Origin of the sequence: Streptococcus sanguinis, assembly GCF_026781265.1 — a bacterium.
Classification (GTDB): Bacteria; Bacillota; Bacilli; order Lactobacillales; family Streptococcaceae; genus Streptococcus; species Streptococcus sanguinis_T.
The window spans coordinates 187427-208922 of record NZ_JAKUVC010000004.1 but is presented as its reverse complement, the minus strand read 5'-3'; the positions used below and the strand labels follow the sequence as shown (position 1 = coordinate 208922).

Annotated in this window: 20 protein-coding genes; 3 read left to right on the top strand and 17 right to left on the bottom strand. The window is 45.2% G+C overall.

What is annotated here, in order from left to right:
- The first annotated feature begins 33 nt into the window (after positions 1–33).
- Both MK370_RS06800 and MK370_RS06795 read left to right on the top strand, forming a co-directional pair.
- A complete protein-coding gene (locus MK370_RS06800) occupies positions 34–1062 on the top strand; it encodes an ABC transporter substrate-binding protein (protein WP_268684680.1) in 1029 nt (342 codons plus the stop codon).
- Positions 1043–1735, top strand: a complete 693-nt coding sequence (locus tag MK370_RS06795; RefSeq protein ID WP_268684679.1) for an alpha/beta hydrolase-fold protein — start codon at positions 1043–1045, stop codon at positions 1733–1735. The genes MK370_RS06800 and MK370_RS06795 overlap by 20 nt, the downstream gene beginning before the upstream one ends.
- 111 nt (positions 1736–1846) lie before the next feature.
- Here MK370_RS06795 and MK370_RS06790 read toward each other — a convergent pair whose 3' ends face one another.
- The 6 genes from MK370_RS06790 to MK370_RS06765 all read right to left on the bottom strand — a co-directional run bounded on the left by MK370_RS06790 (position 1847) and on the right by MK370_RS06765 (position 8352).
- Complete coding sequence (locus MK370_RS06790) at positions 1847–2350, bottom strand: methylated-DNA--[protein]-cysteine S-methyltransferase (RefSeq protein ID WP_268684678.1); 504 nt, start codon at positions 2348–2350, stop codon at positions 1847–1849.
- A gap of 36 nt (positions 2351–2386) precedes the next feature.
- On the bottom strand, positions 2387–3244 hold the full coding sequence (locus MK370_RS06785) for a VOC family protein (protein ID WP_268684677.1): 858 nt from the start codon (positions 3242–3244) through the stop codon (positions 2387–2389).
- 231 nt (positions 3245–3475) lie between these two features.
- Positions 3476–3925, bottom strand: coding sequence for an Rrf2 family transcriptional regulator (locus tag MK370_RS06780; RefSeq protein WP_223322427.1), 450 nt, complete (start codon positions 3923–3925; stop codon positions 3476–3478).
- A gap of 56 nt (positions 3926–3981) precedes the next feature.
- The gene (locus MK370_RS06775; RefSeq protein ID WP_268684676.1) at positions 3982–4830 is read right to left on the bottom strand and encodes a metallophosphoesterase family protein; all 849 of its coding nucleotides are present in this window, start codon (positions 4828–4830) and stop codon (positions 3982–3984) included.
- A gap of 95 nt (positions 4831–4925) precedes the next feature.
- Positions 4926–7649 (bottom strand): FtsX-like permease family protein, encoded by a 2724-nt coding sequence (locus MK370_RS06770; RefSeq protein ID WP_268684675.1) that lies wholly within the window; start codon positions 7647–7649, stop codon positions 4926–4928.
- Position 7650: 1 nt separating this feature from the next.
- Entirely contained in the window at positions 7651–8352 is a 702-nt protein-coding gene (locus MK370_RS06765) for an ABC transporter ATP-binding protein (RefSeq protein WP_268684674.1), read from the bottom strand.
- Between the two features lie 143 nt (positions 8353–8495).
- Between MK370_RS06765 and MK370_RS06760 the strand changes: the two genes are divergently transcribed.
- On the top strand, positions 8496–9056 hold the full coding sequence (locus tag MK370_RS06760) for a TetR/AcrR family transcriptional regulator (protein ID WP_268684673.1): 561 nt from the start codon (positions 8496–8498) through the stop codon (positions 9054–9056).
- Between the two features lie 90 nt (positions 9057–9146).
- Here MK370_RS06760 and MK370_RS06755 read toward each other — a convergent pair whose 3' ends face one another.
- From MK370_RS06755 to MK370_RS06705, 11 genes are all read right to left on the bottom strand, one after another.
- Entirely contained in the window at positions 9147–11198 is a 2052-nt protein-coding gene (locus MK370_RS06755; protein ID WP_268684672.1) for a C69 family dipeptidase, read from the bottom strand.
- A gap of 320 nt (positions 11199–11518) precedes the next feature.
- Entirely contained in the window at positions 11519–13588 is a 2070-nt protein-coding gene (locus tag MK370_RS06750; protein ID WP_268684671.1) for a M13-type metalloendopeptidase, read from the bottom strand.
- A gap of 425 nt (positions 13589–14013) precedes the next feature.
- Complete coding sequence (tehB, locus tag MK370_RS06745; protein WP_268684670.1) at positions 14014–14877, bottom strand: SAM-dependent methyltransferase TehB; 864 nt, start codon at positions 14875–14877, stop codon at positions 14014–14016.
- Positions 14878–15072: 195 nt separating this feature from the next.
- Positions 15073–15540 carry an SsrA-binding protein SmpB gene (gene smpB, locus MK370_RS06740; RefSeq protein WP_268684669.1) on the bottom strand — a complete coding sequence of 156 codons (468 nt, stop codon included), beginning with the start codon at positions 15538–15540 and terminating at the stop codon, positions 15073–15075.
- On the bottom strand, positions 15503–17851 hold the full coding sequence (gene rnr, locus MK370_RS06735) for a ribonuclease R (RefSeq protein WP_268684668.1): 2349 nt from the start codon (positions 17849–17851) through the stop codon (positions 15503–15505). Before rnr ends, smpB begins: the two co-directional genes overlap by 38 nt.
- Positions 17852–17940: 89 nt before the next feature.
- On the bottom strand, positions 17941–18174 hold the full coding sequence (secG, locus tag MK370_RS06730; RefSeq protein ID WP_002894878.1) for a preprotein translocase subunit SecG: 234 nt from the start codon (positions 18172–18174) through the stop codon (positions 17941–17943).
- A gap of 42 nt (positions 18175–18216) precedes the next feature.
- Positions 18217–18366 (bottom strand): 50S ribosomal protein L33, encoded by a 150-nt coding sequence (rpmG, locus tag MK370_RS06725; protein ID WP_072074309.1) that lies wholly within the window; start codon positions 18364–18366, stop codon positions 18217–18219.
- The gene (locus tag MK370_RS06720) at positions 18366–19568 is read right to left on the bottom strand and encodes a multidrug efflux MFS transporter (RefSeq protein ID WP_326845084.1); all 1203 of its coding nucleotides are present in this window, start codon (positions 19566–19568) and stop codon (positions 18366–18368) included. The genes rpmG and MK370_RS06720 overlap by 1 nt, the downstream gene beginning before the upstream one ends.
- Before the next feature lie 3 nt (positions 19569–19571).
- The gene (coaE, locus tag MK370_RS06715; RefSeq protein WP_268684666.1) at positions 19572–20168 is read right to left on the bottom strand and encodes a dephospho-CoA kinase; all 597 of its coding nucleotides are present in this window, start codon (positions 20166–20168) and stop codon (positions 19572–19574) included.
- Positions 20169–20173: 5 nt separating this feature from the next.
- Complete coding sequence (gene mutM / locus MK370_RS06710) at positions 20174–20998, bottom strand: DNA-formamidopyrimidine glycosylase (protein ID WP_268684665.1); 825 nt, start codon at positions 20996–20998, stop codon at positions 20174–20176.
- Positions 20999–21025: 27 nt separating this feature from the next.
- Positions 21026–21496, bottom strand: a complete 471-nt coding sequence (locus tag MK370_RS06705; RefSeq protein ID WP_268684664.1) for an NUDIX hydrolase — start codon at positions 21494–21496, stop codon at positions 21026–21028.

Genomic DNA, 21496 nt, shown 5'->3' with positions numbered 1-21496 from the left:
ATAGAAGCTCCAAGCCCAAGAAAGGAAGGCAATATGAAAAAAACACTTAGTATCTTACTCGTCGCAACTGCTGCACTGACAATGGCAGCCTGCAATTCTTCATCTAAGGAGAGCACGAATGAAAGCTCAGCTTCACAATCTTCCTCCAAAACTGAAAGCGCGAAAAAGAGCACAGCAGAGACAAAATATCCAGTGACAATCAAAACTTACGATGCCGAAGGCAAGGAGATTGATCAGGTCTTTGAAAAGGCACCGGAAAAGGTCATCACCAACAACCTTTCGACGACCGAAATCTTGATTGAACTAGGATTGAAAGACAAGATTGTTGGCATGCTCAATCCAGACAATGATGTCACAGATAAATACAAGGCTGATATTACAACCATTCCGCAAGTCGGCGACAAGAAAACCGTATCACAAGAAACTGTGCTATCCTATGAGCCAGATGCTCTTCTTGGCCGAAACATGATGTTTTCCGAGAAGTCTCTGGGGACAGTCAGTGCCTGGAATGAAAATAAAATCCCTGTCTATACACAGAAGGCTTCCCTGTCCAATACCAAGCAAGACCTAGGCAATATCGTTGAAGATGTCAAGAATATAGGAACTATTTTTAATGTCCAAGACAAGGCCAATCAGTATGCCGACCAGCTGCAGGCAAGAATTGACAGTGTCAAGAAGACCAATAAGACTAGCCAAGGCGAAAAGAAAAAAGCGCTCATCATGTGTGCCTACAACGATGAGACTTTCGGTGCTTATAAATCTGCCCTGCAGGAGAGCCTGCTTAACCAGCTCGGCTATACCAATGTAGCGACTGGAACCTCTGACTTGACCTTGGAAAATCTGGTCTCTATGGATCCAGAAGTCATCATCTACGTAACCAGCGACCGCAACAAGGCCATGGATGAGCAAGCCGTTGATCTAATAAAAGCCAATCCAGTTCTGGAAGATGTCCCAGCGGTTAAGAACCAGAAAATCATGACCATCTCCTATGATGAGTTCATGGATTACGGTCCTGCTGTAATCGACTCACTCGAGAAAATCAATGACTTTATCAATAAATAAGACCTTTGTCTGGGAGGGTATCACTGTCGATATTGCCCTGCCCCAAGATTATGACGGATTACGACCTTATCCAGCAATCTTACTAAATGATGGACAGATAAACTACCTAAGCAAGCTTTCTCCATCAGTAATCTTGATCGGACTGATATCAAACAACAGGCTGGACGATTATACACCCTGGAAAGCCAATGCTCTAAAGCCTGGCAATCCTGATTTTGGCGGCGAAGCGGATAGCTACCATCAGAAACTATTCAACGGTATATTAGCCGAAATCAGACAGCACTACCTACTGGATGACAAGAGAATTGCCTATGGTGGCTACTCTCTCGGTGGACTAGCGGCTGCTTACAGTCTCTATAGTGTCTGCGAAGTTCCCTGTGTCTTTTCTATCTGCGGTTCCTTTTGGTACCCAGGTTTCACCGACTATTGTCGGACACAGGAGTTGAAAAATAAGGACTATCTAGTCTATTTGCAGAATGGGAAGACAGAAGGCGCGAATCACTCGAACCGACTTTCCAAAGCTCCTTTTTATGCTGCAGAAATTCATCGCTTGATTCAGAAAGGAATCCTTACCACCTGCTCCGTCTTTGACCCTTACGGGCATCATGAAGCTCTCAAAGAGCGCTATGCTGCCTTTGCCGACTGGCTGGCTACACAATGGCATATTGACTAATGAAAATCCCCTTTGTCACTTACAACAGATGACAAAGGGGATTTTTAGTTTATTGCTGTACGTAAAAAAGACTCTTACCAGTAAAATGGTAAAAGTCTTGAGTAGAAAGATTTATTCAGTTTTCTCCCCTGCCTCTAGTTTCAACAAAAAGGCTTTTTTATCAAGACCGCCGGCATAACCGGTCAGTTTGCCGTCGCTTCCGACAATCCGATGACAGGGAATTATAATGGAAATAGGATTGTGCCCAATGGCGCCACCCACTGCTCTGGCCGAGCCAATCTTACCGTACTCAGCTTGTAATTCTCGTAGAATGTCTGAATAAGTAGCCGTCTGACCGTAGGGAATCTTCTGGAGCACTGTCAAAACCTTGCTTCTAAACTCAGTCAATTGAGGTGCCAATGGAATCTCATCTGTCGCGGGATTTTCTCCCTTAAAATAAGCATCCAACCAAGCAGAGACGCGTCGGCTGACTTCTGTCTCTTCCTGTTGCGCTTGCTCCAAATCGTAGCCTGCCCCAAAATATTTCTGATCCTCAAGCCAAAGTCCCAGCAAGGCATTTGCGTCTGTCAAGATGAGAATCCGACCAATCGGTGATGCATAATAAGTCTTGTACATATTTTTTTCTTTCTTTTAGCTTCTTGATATGCCTTATTATACCACTCTTGTCTTAACTTTAGCCACAATCCCATCTTGGTCTGTGACTTCTAGCTCTTGGGAGCTAATCCATCGGACTGGCGCCTGCAGCTCCAGAGCATTTTCATAAATAGCTATTAGGTCTTCTTTTCCTTCTACTTGTGCCTCAAAATAGGCTAGTCCCTGTTGTTTAGGTTGGCGATGATTCAAGTGAGAACCTCCCCATTCATTGACGGCTAAATGGTGATGGTAGTTTCCGGAGGCCAGCCAGCTAGCAGAAGGTACAGAAAATTTGTCCTCCAAGCCTAGAAGCTTTTGGTAAAAATGACTGGCCGCTCTGCTATTTTTCACAGATAGATGGACATGGCCCATACGAGTGCCTTCAGCAATACTAAACGGTTGGACTTCCTGACCCAGTTCATAGATTTCTTGAGCCGCGAGCGCTTCCGTCACTCCGATAATGCGACCATCTTCTCGAATATCCCAATCAGCCTGAGGCTTGTCCCGATAAAGTTCAATGCCGTTGCCTTCTGGGTCCTCCAGATAAATGGCTTCACTATAACCGTGATCAGCTCCTCCAACCATAGGAACTTTATTTTCTGATAAATGCTTAAGGATATCCGCCAAAGCTTGACGGCTTGGAAGTAAGAGTGCCAGATGATAAAGACCGTAAGCCGACTTAACGGACTGCCGATCACTGGTTGCTAAAAGCCTCACCAACACTTGTCCGTCCCTGCCCAAAGTCACCTCTCCATCCTGCTCTTCCAAAAGTTCCAGCCCTAAAACACGCTGATAAAAATCCCTTTGTCTTGCTAGGTCAGCTACATAAAGCGCCACCTCTCCTAGATAAATCTTGCTTTCGTATTCAAAAGTCATGTTTTTTCTCCTCTCTTTAATTTTAAATGTCTGCAGTGCTCCTGCTCAATCTTTTTTTATTTTCTCAAAGTAGAAATACGTTCCTTGATATGGTTTTCCACATCTCCATTTGCTCCGAAGATTTATTTAAATTGTAATTATTTTTGTTACATCTATTAGTATAGCACATATTAATGTAATGTCAATAATTACATCTTGGGATATTATTCACCAAAAAAAACAATCTGCTCACTAGGAAACAGATTGTTCTTTAATTTCTTTTTCGGTTGCTGCGACGACCTCGTCAAGACTGGTCTGAGCCAATTCAGCTTCCATGGCTGCCTGAATAGCCGCCAATCGGTCATCTAAGACATTGTGAATGTTCTTGCCGATAGGACAGTCTGGATTGGGCTTGTCATGAAAGCTAAAGAGCTGGCCGCTCTTGCCTAGACACTCAACCGCACTATAGACGTCCAACAGGCTAATGTCTTTCAAATCTTTGGCAATCTCTGCTCCTCCAGTCCCACGAGCAACGGTAATCATCCCAGTATTCTTGAGCTGGGATAGGGTCTTACGGATAATAACTGGATTGACGCCAACACTGTTAGCAAGAATATCACTTGTCAGTTTTTGTTTTTTTCCCTCCAAAGCCAGTACAATCAGCATATGGGTGGCAATGGTAAAACGGCTAGAAATCTGCATTTTTTCTCCTCCCTCATCATTTTCTCTCACTATTATATCTCAAAAATGGTGTAACTTCAAGAGTTACGACTGGACTTTAAGAAAGATGCAATCTCATCTGCATAGCCTTCCCGCTCACTGATTTCCAGTAGCAGGTCGTGGTTATGGGTATGGTGGATACCATTGACCAAACTTTCCTGATAAATCTCATAGTAAGGCAAGTGGAGCTCCCGAGCCAATCTCAGCTCCTGCTCCACATCATAGGCCACGCGCCGAAGGTCGACATCAGCCAGACCCGTCTCATCTATCTCTAAAATGGCATACTGGGCTCGCAAGTCCTGACGCAAAGCTGAAACAAGAAAGAATGGCTGACCAATAGAGCCGGGATTGATAATCAGCTGACCCTTAGTCCCATAACGAAGAAACTGCTGGTGAATATGACCATAAACAGCGACAGCGCAGTCATTCCCCTCAAAAAGTCGGTCGAAATCACTCTGCTCGCCAATATGAATCAGCTCCCGCCCCCAATTCTTATCGGGCAGATGGTGGCTAACCGCAATCTTCAATCCCTCTACTTCTGTCAGGAGCTGCAGAGGAAGTTCCTGCATACGGTCAATCTCTTCAGGACGGATTTCCTCTAGGACAAAATGGCAGAGCCTGGTCAGGTAGAGATGGCTGGGACGTGTCAAGTCTAACTTTTGGTGCAGGGCATGCCAGAGACTGTCTTCCCAATTCCCTCTGACCTGGAGGCTGATCTGCAGCTGCTCCATCCTATCTAAGATATTTCTGCGACCAGTTCCTGGCAGGAGCAAGTCCCCCAAAAACCAATAATCTGTCACTTGCTGGCTTTCCGCATCCGCCAGTACTGCTTCCAAGGCTGTGCTATTCCCATGTACATCGGATAATAAGGCAATTTTTCGTGTCATCGTATGTCTTTCTCTTTCTTTACAAGGAATATTATATCAAAGTTCAAAAAAACTTCCACCCATCAAGTGAGTGAAAGTTTTGAAGTGTTTTTTTATTAATCAACAGACTTAAGTGCTTCCAGCATATCCACCCGTCTGAGGCGGTAGTTGACAAAGAAGCCAAGCAAGGTCAGGATAAGAGTCACTGCGGCTAGAGGAAGCAGATAGACTGAGAGACCTACTTGAGGGTTGAAGCTGACAAGGCTAGGCGTAATCTGATCAATCAGAAAGCGGTGCAGGTAAAAACCGCCTAGAAGTCCGACTGCCATCCCAATCACCGAAAGAATAATGGTCTCTCGATAAATATAAAGAGTTACTTCCTTATTATGAAAACCCAGAACCTTAATGGTGGACAACTCGCGAATCCGTTCAGCGACATTGATATTGGTCAGATTGTAGAGAATGACGACTGCTAAAAGAATGGAAATCAGCACCAAAACCAACATCGTAGTATTGAGAGAATCTGCTAAAATATTGAACTGCACAACCATGCTTGCATTTTGGGAAACACTCTTGACTGCCTTGAGACTCATAAATTCATTGGCCTTGTCCACAATGTTTTTACTAGAAGAGTCCTTAAGCCGCACTAGATAAGCATTTTTCTCGGGCTTTTTCCCGTAAATCTTCTGGTAGTCAACTGCCTTCATAAAGGCAAAATGCCCAAAGTAATTCTCGTTGACTGCAGAGATTTTAACAGGCTTGCCATCCAGCTCTAGCTTGCCACCAGGGCTAACCCCAGCCACTCGAGCCAATTTATCCGAAACGACCGCACCGTCCTTTAGAGTCAGCTTCTGCTGCTTGTCAGGACTTTCTAGTGAAATGAAAGGTTCAAAATTTTCACTGTCCGTAACCATCAAGGTAACTGATTCTGTCTCTTTTTTTCCTTTGTATTTCTCTGTTAGGGTTTCACTGTGGATTTCCTGATAGGCAGCAATCGAATCATCTACCAGCATCTTTTTCAGCTTATCCTGCTCAGTCTGATTTTCCCCAGGATTGACAGCGACAATCAAGTCGTATCGCAGAATCTCCTCAAACTGGCGTTTGGGAACACCGCCGATAGAAGACTGGATACCAAGGCCCGCAAAGAGCAGGGCAACAGAACCCGCCACACCAAAGATGGTCATGAGCATTCGCTGTTTATAGCGAAAAATATTGCGTGCTGTGACCTTCTGAGTAAAGCTAAGACGTCGCCAGATCAGGGGCAGTCTTTCCAAGAAAATCTTGGAGCCTTTAACCGGTGGCTTGGGCAAAAGCAAGTGAGCTGCTTCTTCTGTCAACTCCCGCCTCGCCACTAAATAGGCAGGGAGAACACTGGACAGAAGGGAAAGCCCAAGAGCCAGTAAACTATAGGAAACGTAAAAATAAGCATGATTGCTGGAAATCACCATCCCTCTGGTAATAATAGAAGAAATCACTCCCGACAAGAAATAATGTCCCAGCAGAATCCCTATGAGGGTACCTAGACTCCCCGCCACCAAACCGTAAAGAGCAAACTTGCGAATGATATCGCGGCTATGATAGCCTAGAGCCTTAAAGACACCTGCATTTGTTCGCTCCTCATCGACAAAGCGAGTCATGGTGGTAAAGGTCACCATAGCAGCTACCAGATAGAGCACCACCGGGAAAATATTACCAATGGACGCAATACTATTCATGGAGTTTTTATACATATAATAGCCATTACCACCTGGCAGAGACTTGCGGTCATCGCTATGATAGGCCGGCTCTTTCAAACGACTCAGGTCTGCCTTAGCGTCAGCTAGCTTGTCCTTGCTAGCTGATAAGTCTTTCTCTGCCTGAGCTAGCTCTGCTTTTTTCTGATTGAGCTGGGACTCAGCTTCCTGAATCTGCTGCTGGCTTTGGCTGAGCTGATCGGGAGCTAGGATAGAGGCGGATTGAGCTGCCGCTAGCTGGCTTTTTTGCTGGTCTAGCTGACTCTGAGCTTGCTCTAACTGTTTTTTACCTTGGGTCAGCTCACTCTCAGCCTGAGCAATCTTGTCTTCACCCTTCTGAATGGTGCTTTTGGCATCCGTCTCTAGTCGCTTAAACCGGGTCGCTCCATTATCTTCAAGGCTCTTGTCCAAAGCAGTCTGGTGCTCCTCCAAACGCTCCTGATAACTTGCAGAGAAGGGAGCCAGCTTTTCTAAATCATGATAGCGCAGGCGGGCAATACTGTACACATCTGTTTTAAATTCCTTGGGGCTGACTACAGCATAGGCTGATAAAGCACCGCTTCCACTAGTCGCATTGCCCAAATTTCTATCAGACCAGAGCTCTGCCGAGTTGACAAATCCCACGATCTTATAGGTCTTGTTTTTCAGAACTGACGGACTGCCTGCTTTCTCGGTCAGATCAATCTCCTGACCAAGCTTGTATTTCTTAGACCAAAAGCTAGCCAGGGCAATTTCTTGCTCTTTCTTGGGAAGACGACCGGAGGTCACTTGAAAGTTTGAAATATCCTTGGTATCTGAGAATACTCGGAGAGCCTCCTCGTCTACGGTGACATCTGTCAGATAGCCAAACTCGACATCGGCTCCCTTGATAGCTCCCAGCTCTTTCTGATCCTCCGCATCCAAACCATAGTCCGCCATAACAGCCAAGTCCATGGTTCGCTGTTTTTTCAAGTAATCTGTTGCTGTTCTGCGCATATTGGGTGGAGCGACCTTGAGCCCCACGAGAGCTAAAGAGCCCAGCATCATGAGAATTAAAATAGATAGGAAACGTCCTTTAGAGCTAGTGAAGGAGCGCAGAATATCTTTCCAATAAATCTTTCTCTTCATATCAATACTCCAATGTACTTATATCCTGAGGCTCTTCATTGACTGTAACACTCTTGACTCTCGCATCGTGCATGCGGATAACCCTGTCAGCAATGGGAGCCAAGGCAGCATTGTGGGTCACGATAATCACCGTCGCTCCTTGATTGCGGGACATGTCCTGTAAGATTTGCAGCACTTGCTTGCCGGTATTGTAGTCCAAAGCTCCTGTCGGCTCATCGCAGAGCAAAATCTTGGGATTCTTAGCCACAGCCCGAGCGATAGACACCCGCTGCTGCTCCCCGCCTGATAGCTGGGCTGGAAAATTATTGAGGCGCTTTTCCAGACCAACCGCGCTCAAAGCAGCCACTGGATCTTGGGCATCCTTGACGATTTCAGAGGCCAATTCGACATTTTCCTTGGCCGTCAGGTTAGGCACCAAATTATAAAACTGAAAGACAAAGCCCACATCATTGCGGCGATAGTCCGTCAGCTGGTGGGAATTGTAGTCAGCAATATTCTGGCCGTCTATCAGGATGTCTCCTTCATCATTGGTATCCATACCGCCAAGGATATTAAGTACCGTAGACTTACCGGCACCAGAAGCGCCCAAAATAATGACTAGTTCCCCCTTTTCAATCTCAAAAGAAATATCGTTATTAGCGACAATTTCTGTGTCACCTACCTGATAACGTTTAAAGCTATGTTTCATTTCAATATAAGCCATATCGTTTCTCTCCTTTTCAAACCCTATCTCCTTAAATCGACAAGGTGTTGATTCTAAATCACAGATATTATATAATGAGCTTAGATAAAAAGCAATAATCAAAAATCAACAAAGTGTTGATTTAAGCAAAAAGGTAAGAAACAATGATCCAGAAACGAAAAACCAGCACCAAGGAAGATATCAAGGAAGCCTTGATTCAGCTGCTTTCAGAAGAAAAATTCGAGAACATCTCTATCAGTAAGCTCTGCAAGCGGGCTGGGATTAATCGCGGCACCTTCTACCTCCACTACCAAGATAAGTATCAGATGGTTGATAGTCTCAAAAGTGAAATTATTTCCCAACTTTCTAGTTATAGCATGTTTGAAGTGGAGAACGAATATCCCAAAAAGTTAATGATAGCAAAATTTCATATACTGCGCGCTAATGAACGTCTTATCAATGCCCTGACCAGAAGCCATTATATTGACTTTCGCGAAGCTATTCGAGAGTACATAACCACTATCATTCTGAGTGACAAGCAAGAGACTGCTACCCAGCGTTTTTTAGAGGAGAACTTTCAGATTCCTCAGAAATACGCCTTGGAAATCTTCCTATCTAGTGTTGAGGGGATTATTTCTCTTTGGATAGCCGGCGGAGCTCAGGAAGAACCTGAAGAACTCACTGACATAATTTTGACTACTTATAACTATGATTATTTGAGATAAGGGCTCTAGCTTGAAGGCTAGCCCAGACAAAAGTCGTTTCTTCCACTAAGAAAGGCCGAACATTTTGCTCGGCCTTCTTTTTATTTTAGATTAGTTTTTATTTGTTTTCTTCAAAAGGAAGAAGACTCCTGCTAGGATAATCAAACCTGCAAGGCCCATGATTGTGACTTGCTCCCCTGTTGATGGCAGGTCTTTTTTCTTGGCCTTGACGGACTGCTCATTTCGATACTGCACTTGGTAAACAGAGAAATGATTGGTCGTGAAACTGATGGTCTGGTTTTGATTAACCGTTACATCAAATTTCTCAACTTGCTTGCCATTTTCATCCAAAGCATAGACGGCATCCACTGGCAGGTCTTTGCGAACTGGGATCGTCACAAGTGTTGGACTGACCTGATGCACCGGCTGACCATTCGGATCGATCAAGCGAATGTCATAGGTATCTGTCGGCTGAATCTTGCTTTCCAGTTTTTTCACTGACAGTTGAAGACCGGCCTTGACCAAGTCAGCATTTTTCAAGCGAATGCCAGTTGCGACATCTACCAAGCTGTCATCTTCTACATTGACTTCCGTCCGTGTATCAGAACTGCTAGAGGTTGCCGAAGAGGAAGAACTTGACGAACTTTGAGATGACGAAGAGCTGCTAGAATCTTTGCTGGAGCTGGAAGGAGTGGGGTTTGCTGCTTCCTTGATTTTAGCTTCCATTTCAGCTTCTAGCTCTTTCATTTCCTTAAAGACTTGCGCTGCTCGAGCTTGTGTTTCCTCTGTAACTTTGGCTGAAGAGTCTGGCAGAGCTGCATTGGCTGCATCCAGAGCATCTTGCTCCTCAATAAAGCGTGCTTCCAAGGCCTTCCATTTGTCTTGAACAGAAGTACCAAAGAGGTCCTGATGCTTGGCCGCCATATCGTAGATATGAGATGCTACCCAGTACCAAGAGTCTGGACTGTAGCTAGTTGTGTTGACCTTATAAGCATCGTAAGTATCTGTGATATTACCATTATAAGGCAAGTAAGGTGAGAAGCGCGGACTGCCTACTGCTAGCCACATAGTGCCACCGCCCATATTGGCTGGAACACCGTCTTTGAGCTGGAAGATATGAGCTTCCATGACATTTGGATTGCCCAGCGGATATTTGTAAACAGGGTCTGTCGTACCGCGTTGTGGCAGCCCCTTACCATCTAGCTCCATTTGGTCCAGTGGCTTAAACTGAGTGCCCTCAAAGCGATTGCGCTGCATAGCCATGACATCTGCTACACTAATCTTTCTGTCTGTGGAGTGCATGAGATCAAAGTAAGAGTCATTATAAGACACGGCCGCATTTGGATCTAGACTGGTGACACCTGCCCAGGCACGTGAACGATCTGCCTCTGCCATCGGTGGATTGTAGGACTGAGAAATATGGAATTTACCATCAACCTCTTTATAAGAGTTAGCTTGCTTAGCTACATCCTGAACACCCTTTGAGGCAATAACATTTTCTGTATCGTCAAAATCAACACTGCCCAAGAAGAAAGTGTTAGGAAAGACTGCATACTTGTCATCTGGGAATTTAATGGCAACATATTGGTGGCCAGATAGGATTTCCATATACCAGACACCGGTCTTGTCAGCAATGGTGATAATATTCCCCTCTGCTGCTCCCTGCTCTCTGACAATCTGTGCCATCAGCTCCACACCCTGACGGGCAGTCTGAACATGAGGCAGAACGACAGTTGTCAGGATAGACTCAGCCAAGCCATTTGCTACATAAGGATCCACCTTTTGAATGGCATCATTGGCCTTGGCAGAAACAGTCGCAGAAATGGAAACACCGTACTCATTGAAGCCAACCTCGTCAAAAATACCTTGGGATGGGGTCACATCTGAGACCGAAGTATACTTGTAACTCTCTGCCGGCAGGGTCCATTCAAAGTTGTTGGTTTCGTCGACCAGCTTGGCACCACTCGCATTGGTCTTTCTCGGATGAACCAGAAAGACCTTATTGTGATTGGGCTCCAAGTCCTCTGTCCGACCGTAAAGCGTCGTGCCGTCTGCAGTCAGGTCTTTCCCGACGATAAATCCTGTACAGGCTTCAACCACTTGGAAAGGAAAGAGAAAAATGGTCGAAAGAGCTAACAAGGAACGAAACAATATTTTTTTCATAAAAATATCTCCTTTGCTTTTTTGTAAAAAATTACAAAATTAAATACTATATTCAGTATAGCCTTTTATACTAGGTTTTGCAAGCGATTACAATATTTTTGACGTGTAAGATTTACTAGATAAATAATTTATTTCAAAATAGAAAAAAGCCAGATAAAATCTGACTCTAAAGACACATGGCTGCGGAGGCACAACCCGCAGCCGCGCAAGTATCGCAGGAAAGAATGGATAGAGGAAAAAGAACAAACTTCTCTCCTATTACCAAACTGGTTGTGCTTCATAGCTTAGATTATTTTACCGTCTTCTCTAGGCAAGCAATCTTACCATACGCTGACCCGCTTATCAGGAGCCAGATACATGGCATCACCTTCTTTAATTTCTGGATAGGTTTCATAGAAGGCCTCTACATTTTTGAGTTGCTGGTTGACCCGCAGTTCGGACGGAGCATGGACATCCACTTTCAGGAGAAGTTGGTTAAATTGCAGACTGGCCTTGCTTCTCCAGATATTGGCATAGTTTTCAAAGTAATTCTTCAAGTCTGCATCTGGATATTTCTTTTTCACAACTTCGAGAGTAGCTGAAAGTCCACCCGCATCTGCTACATTTTCTGTTACCGTAAGCTTGCCGTTGACCTTGCCGCCGTAGATTTCAATACCATCCCACTGCTTGGTAACAGCTTCAATTTTCTTGTCAAAAGCTTTCTTATCTGCTTCTGTCCACCAATTGTTCAAATTCCCCTCTTCATCAAAGTTTGCACCGTTTGAGTCGAAGGCGTGAGTAATCTCGTGACCAATAACCATACCGATACCACCGTAGTTCTTTTCCATCTCTTGCTTAACATCAAAGAATGGATTCTGCAGGATAGCGGCTGGGAAGTTGATACTGTTATTATCTGGTGAGTAGTAAGCGTTGATATCGTAGGAAGGCATCAGCCACTCTGTCTTGTCTACTGGCTCAGAGAAATGCTCAATATCATACTGCACTTTGGCCTGACTCAAAGCAATTGCATTTTCAAAGAAGGATTTTTTATCGTCCACTTTCAAGGCCTTAGTCACTTCGCGAACTTTTTCAGGATAGCCGATATAGAGTTTCATAGTATCCAGCTTCTTGACTGCCTTCTGCTTGGTTTCTTCTGACAGCCATTCGTTTTTCAGCATACGCTCCCGATAAACTTCCTTGATATCCTTGACCATTTGGGTCACTTCTTGCTTAGCATCCTCACCGAAATATTTGCGTCCATAGTAAAGACTGAGGCTGTCTGAGAAAGTACCCGTCGCTAGGTCATAGGCTGCATCTTCTTTTGAAGTTGCTTCCTTGGTGCCCTGCCAAGCCTTTTGAATCTCTTCAAAGGTCAGCCGATAGTCATCGGTTAGAAAACTAGATGCTGATGCTGCCTGCTTCACAAGCATCCAAGATTTGAGCTTGCCAAAGTTCTTGTCATTAACTACCTTGGCAAAATTTTCATAATACTTAGGGTTAGGTACATTGACATCACCAGCTTCCTGGCCTAGATAGTCATTGATAATATCGTGAAACTTAAAGCTATCAGAGTAGGCATTGATGTCTTCTGCCGTCTTAGGATGGTGGAGATTTTTAATTTCCGAAGTTTCTTCATTGCTTTGGGCATACTTGGCCAATTCTCCATCAAATTCTAAGGCTTCTTTGACGATCTTTTCACTGTCTTTTTCACTATAGCCTAGCTTTTGAAAGGCTTCTTTGAACGCTTTTTCCAGCGGATCCATCATCCTTTTCTTAGCACCTTCATCTTCATAGTAGCTCTTATCCGGTAGCATAAGACTTGGACTGGACAGATTCACTTGTTTCTGATTAGTATTTTCTAGGTTAGAACTAATTTCAAAGGTAAACGGCAGAGCCAAACCGCGTTTTTCCCAGTCAACAGCCTTACTAGCTAGGTCCTTCAGATCGGACAAGTCTTCAATTTCCTTGAGATAGGACTTGAGAGGATCTAAGCCATCCTTTTCCCGCTGCTTGAAGTCAGTCGCTTGCTGATAGTATTTGATAAACTCAGGCATGCCTTCAATAGTTGACTCTTCTTTACCAGAGACTAGATTTTTGACATCCGCCTTCATCTTGTCCTTGACCTGCTCGTTCAGCTCATAAAACACACCATTAGACGGCTGGTCGCTCGGAATCTCTGCCTTTTCCAGCCATTTTTTATTGATGGCTTGATAGTAATTGGTCCTCACTGTGGCATTCTTATCGACCGGTGTCTCCTGAGGGACAAAGGTCTTATAAGCCCAGTAGCCACCGGCAGCTAAGATTAGGCCGGTCACAGTCAACGTAGAAGTTAGAATGATTTTCGTTCTTTTCTTCATGAGTTCCTCCTTGTATATTAAGTAAAATATAATTGACTTTTTTATTTTACTCATTTAATTTAACACATTCTTTTTTCCTCGTCAAAAGAAAACTGAAGGTCTGGAAAAATTTGCCGCAAGAAGAGAGAATAAGGTCATTCAGTCTGCTTTTAAAAGTGATCTGCTCTAGACTCACACTTAAAGAAAAACTAAAGTTTCCTACCAGCTGTCCTGTTGCTTCCAGCTCTTTTCTCTCCCCCTTGCACTTTCTAGTATAGCCTCCAAACTTCAGATATTTCTCAAGAAATTCTAAAATATTTCTAAAGTTTTTTACCAAAATAAAAAAGACTGAGACAAAAATGCCTCAGTCTAGCTTTATTATGTTCAAAAAATATTGAGGCTGAGACAATTTAAATTGTCTCCCAGACCTTTTAAACCTGAACCTCAAAATAAGTGAGCCAAGCTAAATTTTCAAAAATTAACTTCTGCCCTAGCATCTTCTACTGAACCTTTTTAGCCAGCATCGTCGCAAAGCGCAGCTGAATTCGATTGCCGTTTTCATCACGGCGGTGGAGGCGGCCAGGATTTTCATTGTACTTAACCAGCTCCCAGTCTTTGTAATACTCGGCAAGCTCGCCTTCCTTAAAAGTAAAAGGAAAGGGAACAGAGCATGGGAAGTCTTTTGTAGCCATAGCACAGACGATGAGATTGTAGCCACCAAGCGCTGTATGTTCTTGCATATTGCGGATAATATCCGGAATCCGCTCCGCCTGCAGAAACATCAGGACAACGGTGGAAACGATCAAATCATAAGTTTGAGTCAGATTAGCTGAGTTGATATCGTAAGTACCCACTGGCAGATCCAAATCTTCCTGCTCCACAATGCTTCGTAAGATTTCCAGTGCCAGCTCATTCTGATCTACAGCTGTCACTTCAAAGCCCTGCTTGGCTAGAAAGAGAGCATTGCGGCCTTGACCACAGCCTAGATCTAACGCCCGTCCTGGTCGGACTGTCTGCATGGCTTCCAAAACCTCTGAGTGCACTGGATTGCTGCCGTATTTCTTTGGGAAATAATCCTCAGGCCGACAGTAAAACTCCAAATACCACTCTAGGTCATCTGTCAGGGCTTCGACCCGATGCCAAGCTTGGGGTTGGGCAAAAGGATTGTCCTGACCAGCTTCAAAGATGTGCTCAGCCAGCTCCTCACCCTCCTCTGACATCTCGACAAACTTAAGACGTCCCTTGAGAACAGTAATTTTGCCCCAAGTTCCCTCTTTGGTATTGTGCTTTCTCTTTACCGCTTCTGGCATTGTCTCAGCCGTCCACAACGGCATGCGTTTATAAGCTAACAATTCTTCTGTCATAAAAAATCCTTTCTCTGAAAGCCCGGCTCCGAATAATTTAACTGTCTTTATCATACTCGAAAAGCACAGGCTTGACAAGTGGCAAATTGGTCAGAACTTTTCTGTTTGGTAAATTTGACAACGAACAATTTAAGATGGCTACTGTAGATGAGAATCACTAAGAAAAAGCTAAAAAAAGACCGGTCACCCAGTCTTTCATCTTGTATTAAAGTTCTTCATTTGTCTTGTGATGTCGCGGTTTTGCTCGCGGCGTTTGATGGACTCGCGCTTGTCGTAGTCGTGCTTCCCTTTGGCCAGGCCCAGGAGCAGCTTGGCATAGCCGTCCTTGAGATAGACCTTGAGCGGCACAAGCGTCATACCAGTTCCCTTGGTCTCCTGCTCCAGCTTTTGGATCTGCTTCTTATGCAGCAGCAGCTTTCTGCGACGTTCAGGCTCTTGGTTCCAGATATTGCCCTCTTCATAAGGTGCGATATGGACATTGCTGAGCCAGGCCTCACCGTTCTTGATTTGGGCAAAGCCGTCTTTGAGATTGATGCGGGCGGCACGGACACTCTTGATTTCCGTCCCGGTCAGCACCATGCCAGCCTCGATGGTGTCTACGATGGTGTAGTCGTGTCTGGCCTTTTTATTTTGCGCGACGACCTTTCCTTCTCCCTTTGCCATGCTTGGCTCCTTTCTTGACTAGTTCCTTGTAAAATGCCTTCTGGCTCTTGCCTTTCTTGGACTTCTTATCTTTCTTATCTCTGTAGCCTTTTTCTTTGGAAGAATGGCTGCGCTTGTCATCCTCACGGCGTCTCTTTCTGCCTGACTTGCCTCTGCCACTCTTACTAGTCTTTTCTACCAGGTCAAATTCACTAGGCAGGTATTCAAAGTCAATCTCGCCCGTAGCCTTATCCGCTCGAACCAGCTTGATGCGAATCTGCTGACCGACCTTGAAGACCACGCCAGACTTTTCTCCTTGCAGGGTCATCGTCCGCTCATTGTAGCTGTAAAACTCTGGCAGATTGGTGACATGAATCAAGCCTTCAACCGTATTGGGCAACTCGACAAAGAGCCCAAACTTAACCACGCTTGAAACTACGCCGTCAAACTCTTCCCCAACGAATTCTTCCATGTACTCAGCCTTCTTCATGGCTTCGACTTCACGCTCGGCTTCGATAGCCCGACGCTCTCGGCTGGAAGACTGACTGGCAATCTCTGGAATCACTTGCTCAAAATGCTCTGCTATTTCTTTAGACTGGCCATAATCCCGTACCATCCGGTGAACCATAAGGTCTGGATAGCGGCGAATCGGACTGGTGAAATGCGTATAAAACTCCGCTGCCAGACCGTAGTGGCCGTGATTGTGCTCAGAGTAGCGAGCCTGCTGCATGGAGCGCAGAAGCATCATGGACAGGACATCCTCATAAGGCTGGTCTTTGACCGATTCCATAATATCCTGCAGAGCCTGCTGACTCATAGAGCTAGCCGTCCCGTATATCCGAATCCCAAAGCTAGAGGCGTAGTCGATAAACTTCTGTACCTTCTCCGCCTTAGGCTCCTCGTGAATCCGATAGATGAAGGGCAGATTTAACTTAGCAAAATGCTCAGCTACCGTCTCATTCGCCACCAGCATAAAGGACTCAATCATGCGCTCAGCAATTCCCCGCTGACGCAGGACAATATCCACTGGTCGTCCTTCTTTGTTGACCATGATTTTGGCTTCATTGGTGTCAAAGTTAAGCGCACCGCGTTTAAAGCGCATGCTTTCCAGAATCTCATGCAGCTGGACCATGCTGTCAATACTGGGCACAATGGCCTTGAACTGCTCAGCTTTTTCCTGATTTCCAGCAATGATGTCGTTGACATCACTGTAGGTCATGCGGAAGGTCGTCTTGATAACAGTCTGGGTGATGGCATGCTTTACCACGCGCCCCTTGGCATCAATCTCCATGATAGCCGACTGGGTCAGACGGTCCACATTGGGATTGAGCGAGCAGATACCGTTGGACAGGCGCTCTGGCAGCATAGGTACCACACGATCGGTCACATAGACTGAGGTTGCCCGATTGAGGGCTTCCTTGTCCAGCTCAGAGCCTTCTTTGACATAGTAGGACACATCTGCGATATGGACGCCTAGCTCAAAGTTGCCATTTTTAAGGCGCTTGATATGGACCGCATCATCCAAGTCCTTGGCATCTGCTCCATCGATGGTAAAAGTAATCTCTTCGCGAAGGTCCAAACGCCCTGCCAAATCACTCTCAGTCGGTGCATCCGGAACTTGCTCAGCTTCTTCCAAGACCTTTTCTGGAAATTCAGAGACAATGTCCATAGACTCCAGCACTTCCAGTACATCAATGCCTGGATCATTGACATGACCGATCACATCGACCAGACTGGCCACGAAGAAATCGTGTTTCTTAGTCGGATATTTGTCAATAGCGACCTTGAGCACCTCTGTACCATCCAGAACTAAGGCTGGTTTTTTAACATAAATAGGCTGGCGGATTTTCTGATTTTTCGAACGAATATAGCCCGCATACTTGGGTTTTTCCTCATCCAGAACCAGCTGGCCAACCGCTGACGTCAGGCTGTGCTCCAAAATATCGATAATCTTAGCCTCAGCTGATGTTCCCTTGATCCGGTCTGCTACCTTGGTAATGACTACTTCCACCGTATCGCCATCAATAGCATGATTGACATCATTACGGCCGACAAAGAGGTCATCCTCTTCCTCATTCAGGGTGACAAAGCCAAAGCCATTCTTGTGGGCATGAAAAACACCCTTGAGCGTCAGACGCTCCTGCTTTTTCTTCTCATAAAGCTCAATCCGCCCCTTGTCATCAAAGCGAATCTGATGCTTTCTTTCCATCTGGGAGATAGTCTTGACCAAGCTACTAAAGTCCTTGGAAGACTCTTTCCCCAAAGCAGCCGCCAGCTCATCTACGCTAGCCTGCTGCCTGTCTTTTAAATATTCAATGATTTCTGATTTCATATTCCTCTTCTCTTGATGAGCGTTTTCTTCATCTCTTCTAAATCTCTTTAAAACTTAAAAAATAGGCCAAGACGAAGTCAGAGCCCATTTTATTTACTAGATAATACTGCTAATACCAATGCAATCAGTAGCCAGAAGAAAATCATGATTCCCGTCATACGCTGCATCACAGCTTCAAAACCGCGTGCCTTAGGACGTTCAAACAAGTCGTTGGCACTGGCATCAAAGACGTTGCTGGACTGATTTTTGGTTGGCTGCATGAAAATTGCAATGACAATAATAGCTGATAAAATGACTAAAATGGTTAATAATAGGTTGTACATAAATAAAAACTCCTTAAAATCCTATCTATTTTACCATAAAATCTACTTGGATTCAAGATGTAAAGTAACTTTTCTTTCCTTGGGACAATACTTTAAGACCTCAATTTTTTCCGGATGCGTTTTAGTATTTTTGCTGGTCAGATAGTTCTGACTGCCGCAGCTGGAACATTTTAAATTTATTTTAACGCGCACTAGATATCCTTCTTTTTAAATAAATTTCGAAAACTAAAGAGATTGGCCAGCATACTGATAGCAACTAGACCTGCTGTTGCATAAAAGACTGAATGATAGCCATAGGCTGCCGCAATGACCGATCCAGACATAGGGCCGACCACTCCACCCAGATAAAAGAAAATCTGATTATAACTGAAAATTCTAGAGATTCCAAACTTGGGTGTTATCTTACTTAGCAGAGCATTGACACCTGGTATCAGCGCTCCTGTTCCTAGGCCAAATAAAAAGCGATAAAAGCCCAGCTGCATAGGGGAACCAGCATTGGCACAGAGCAGATAAATCAGGATTGAATAGAACTGAGCCAGCACTAGAAGCCGGTGATTGCCGATACGGTCTCCTAAACGCCCCAGAATGCTGGAGCTCATCATGCTGGAAAGTCCCATGCTAGAAACGATGAGACCCGAAACAAAGATCAGATTCTCCTTTTGCCCCAGTTCTCTGACATAGAGGGCAAGGATGGGGCTGATAGATTGAGCTGCAAACTGGATAACAAAGCTGGTCAGAAAGAGATTAATCAGCATCTTAGGATACCTGAGTTGGCGCAGCAATTCCCTAAAGCCTACCTCTTCTTGTCGGGTCACCGGCACAAAATCCTCCCGAATCAAATAAAAGGTCATCAAGGCTGCCACCAGAAAGAAGCCGCCAATTAGAAGAAAGACATTGCGAATACCGAACATCTCCGCAATCAGACCGCCAATAAATGGCCCCATAAGATTACCCGCAACGACACCGGTCGAGAGAGTTCCCAGAGCATAACCCGTTTTTTCCTTGGGAGCCTGACTGGCAATCAGAGCTGTGCTGTTGGGAACATAACCAGCGAAAACACCGTTTAGAAAGCGCAGGAGCAAAAGCCAGAAAATATTGGGTACAAAAGCAATACCTCCCATAGTGAAAACCATGGCAGTAGCTGCACGTATCATCATAGGCTTACGGCCATACCGATCAGCCAGACTTCCCCAAACAGGAGAGAGCAGCGCTGCTGAGATTGCAGAGAGTGAAATCCCTAGCCCAGCGTAATACTCCACCTCATGACCACTAGCCCCAAGCTGCTCCACGAAAAGTGGCATAAAAGGCGTCACCAGAGAAATGCTGGCACCTGTCAGGAAGTTCCCAAACCAAGCGACTTTCAGGTTATGTTTCCAATTTACTTGTGTCGTAATAAATCATCTTCTTTCTAGTTTTTGCAAAGCCTCGCGAATCTGCTGTCGAGTTTCCTCAAGCGAGCCATTATTATCAATCAGCACATCCGCCCTCTTTCGTTTTTCTTGAAGAGATAGCTGAGCAGCTATGCGTTTTTCAGCCTCTTCCTGACTGAGAGCATTTCGAGACATAAGACGACTGAGCTGAGTTTCCTCTGTCACATCCACCAGCCAGATCTGGACAAACCAGCCCTCATATTGTAGCTCAAACAGCAAGGGAAGATCCATAAAAAAGGTATCTTCCGTCTCTGCTAGCAAATCTCTCCTGCCAGCCAGTTCCTCGCGGATAATCTGGTTTTGTATTTGACTGGACTGGGCCAAGAGTTCGGGATCCCCAAAAATCATAGCTCCCAGCTTGGGCCGGTCCAAGCGACCATTTTCCTGTAAGATAGCTGGACCAAAAGCGGACAAAAGAGCTTGATAAAGACGCCCCCCCGGCTCTTGCAGCTCATGCACTACCTGATCCGCATCAATGACCTGATAGCCCTGCTGCCTCAAAAACTCTGTCACTGTTGACTTACCCGAGGCAATGCCGCCAGTGATACCAATAATTCTTGCCATGACAGCTACCTCGCTTTCTGGCAATGAGGACAGAGATGTGTACCTCGACCGCCCAGTTTAATTTTTTCAATCGGGCTGCCGCATCTAGCACAAGGTTGACCAGTCTTTCCATAGACCTGCAGAAAATCTTGCATAGTGCCATCTTCACCCAGAGCATTGCGATAGGTCCGAATGGTCGATCCTCTCTTTTCAATCCCAAGCTGCAAAACTTCTATAATCTGCTCACGCAGCCTCTTCACTTCAGCAGGCTTCAGACTAGCTGCTGACCTGGCCGGATGAATCCGCGCCCGCCAAAGGGCCTCATCTACATAGATATTGCCCAGACCAACGACCAAGGTCTGCTCTAGCAAATAGGGTTTGATGGGCTTCTTGGAACGACTCAAAACTGCTGCAAAAGGCGCCAAAAGAAAGTCCACCTCTGTCGGCTCAGGACCAAGCTTTCTGGAAGCAAAATAAGCCTCCAGCTGGTCCTTTCTCAACATTTCCATGGTCCCAAACTTGCGGACATCCTCATAAACAAGCGTCCCACCATCTGTCATCTGGAAAAAGACATGAGCATGCTTGCGCTCAGGCATAGCATCAGGATAAAAAAGATACTTGCCTTCCATTCGCAGATGAGAAACCAGCACTCCGCCTGTCAGGTAAAAGAGCAAATACTTGCCCCGACGGCCAATCTTTTCAATGGTCTGACCTGGTAAGTCGTGGACAAAGCTATCCACTCCCGTTCCAATCATCTTGGCATAGCGAACCTGCACCTGCCCAATCGTCTTGCCAACTACCAGACGCTCCAAACCGCGCCTAACCGTTTCCACTTCAGGTAATTCAGGCATAAAGCTCCTTTCTTATTCTTCCTAATATCAAAGCCCCATAGCAAAGCTGTTCGAAAAATACTCATCCAGCATCAGGCGGTGTTTATCCGATACATTTTCCAGTTCTGCTATTTCTTCTTTAGAAAAAAAGCCTAAACGTAGAGTTTCCTCATTGTAAAAATTGGAAATATCAAAATTCTCCAGTGCCTGCAATTCATACAGAAAGACAACCGTCTGCACTTTGTCCCCATTAGGATAAGATTCATCAAAATTAGTGTAAACATTCATCAAGCGCTTGGCTTCAACAACAATACCAGTCTCTTCGTAAAATTCGCGCACGGCTGCTTGCAGAGAAGTCTCCCCAAGCTCCATAGCTCCACTAGGAATCGCCCATGTTTTCTTATCGCCTCGCAACTGCAGAAGCACACGACTGTTCTCGTCTGCTAGAATTCCACCAGCAAAATTCAAGATAACCTTATCATGCCCCACCTTGGAGCGAATATAGGAAATATAGTCCAT

What these genes read in the sequence shown, in the direction of transcription:
- MK370_RS06800 (WP_268684680.1), top strand. Translation starts at nt 34, where the DNA reads ATGAAAAAAACACTTAGTATCTTACTCGTCGCAACTGCTGCACTGACA.
- MK370_RS06795 (WP_268684679.1), top strand. Translation starts at nt 1,043, where the DNA reads ATGACTTTATCAATAAATAAGACCTTTGTCTGGGAGGGTATCACTGTC.
- MK370_RS06790 (WP_268684678.1), bottom strand. Translation starts at nt 2,350, where the DNA reads ATGTACAAGACTTATTATGCATCACCGATTGGTCGGATTCTCATCTTG.
- MK370_RS06785 (WP_268684677.1), bottom strand. Translation starts at nt 3,244, where the DNA reads ATGACTTTTGAATACGAAAGCAAGATTTATCTAGGAGAGGTGGCGCTT.
- MK370_RS06780 (WP_223322427.1), bottom strand. Translation starts at nt 3,925, where the DNA reads ATGCAGATTTCTAGCCGTTTTACCATTGCCACCCATATGCTGATTGTA.
- MK370_RS06775 (WP_268684676.1), bottom strand. Translation starts at nt 4,830, where the DNA reads ATGACACGAAAAATTGCCTTATTATCCGATGTACATGGGAATAGCACA.
- MK370_RS06770 (WP_268684675.1), bottom strand. Translation starts at nt 7,649, where the DNA reads ATGAAGAGAAAGATTTATTGGAAAGATATTCTGCGCTCCTTCACTAGC.
- MK370_RS06765 (WP_268684674.1), bottom strand. Translation starts at nt 8,352, where the DNA reads ATGGCTTATATTGAAATGAAACATAGCTTTAAACGTTATCAGGTAGGT.
- MK370_RS06760 (WP_268684673.1), top strand. Translation starts at nt 8,496, where the DNA reads ATGATCCAGAAACGAAAAACCAGCACCAAGGAAGATATCAAGGAAGCC.
- MK370_RS06755 (WP_268684672.1), bottom strand. Translation starts at nt 11,198, where the DNA reads ATGAAAAAAATATTGTTTCGTTCCTTGTTAGCTCTTTCGACCATTTTT.
- MK370_RS06750 (WP_268684671.1), bottom strand. Translation starts at nt 13,588, where the DNA reads ATGAGTAAAATAAAAAAGTCAATTATATTTTACTTAATATACAAGGAG.
- tehB (WP_268684670.1), bottom strand. Translation starts at nt 14,877, where the DNA reads ATGACAGAAGAATTGTTAGCTTATAAACGCATGCCGTTGTGGACGGCT.
- smpB (WP_268684669.1), bottom strand. Translation starts at nt 15,540, where the DNA reads ATGGCAAAGGGAGAAGGAAAGGTCGTCGCGCAAAATAAAAAGGCCAGA.
- rnr (WP_268684668.1), bottom strand. Translation starts at nt 17,851, where the DNA reads ATGAAATCAGAAATCATTGAATATTTAAAAGACAGGCAGCAGGCTAGC.
- secG (WP_002894878.1), bottom strand. Translation starts at nt 18,174, where the DNA reads ATGTACAACCTATTATTAACCATTTTAGTCATTTTATCAGCTATTATT.
- coaE (WP_268684666.1), bottom strand. Translation starts at nt 20,168, where the DNA reads ATGGCAAGAATTATTGGTATCACTGGCGGCATTGCCTCGGGTAAGTCA.
- mutM (WP_268684665.1), bottom strand. Translation starts at nt 20,998, where the DNA reads ATGCCTGAATTACCTGAAGTGGAAACGGTTAGGCGCGGTTTGGAGCGT.
- MK370_RS06705 (WP_268684664.1), bottom strand. Translation starts at nt 21,496, where the DNA reads ATGGACTATATTTCCTATATTCGCTCCAAGGTGGGGCATGATAAGGTT.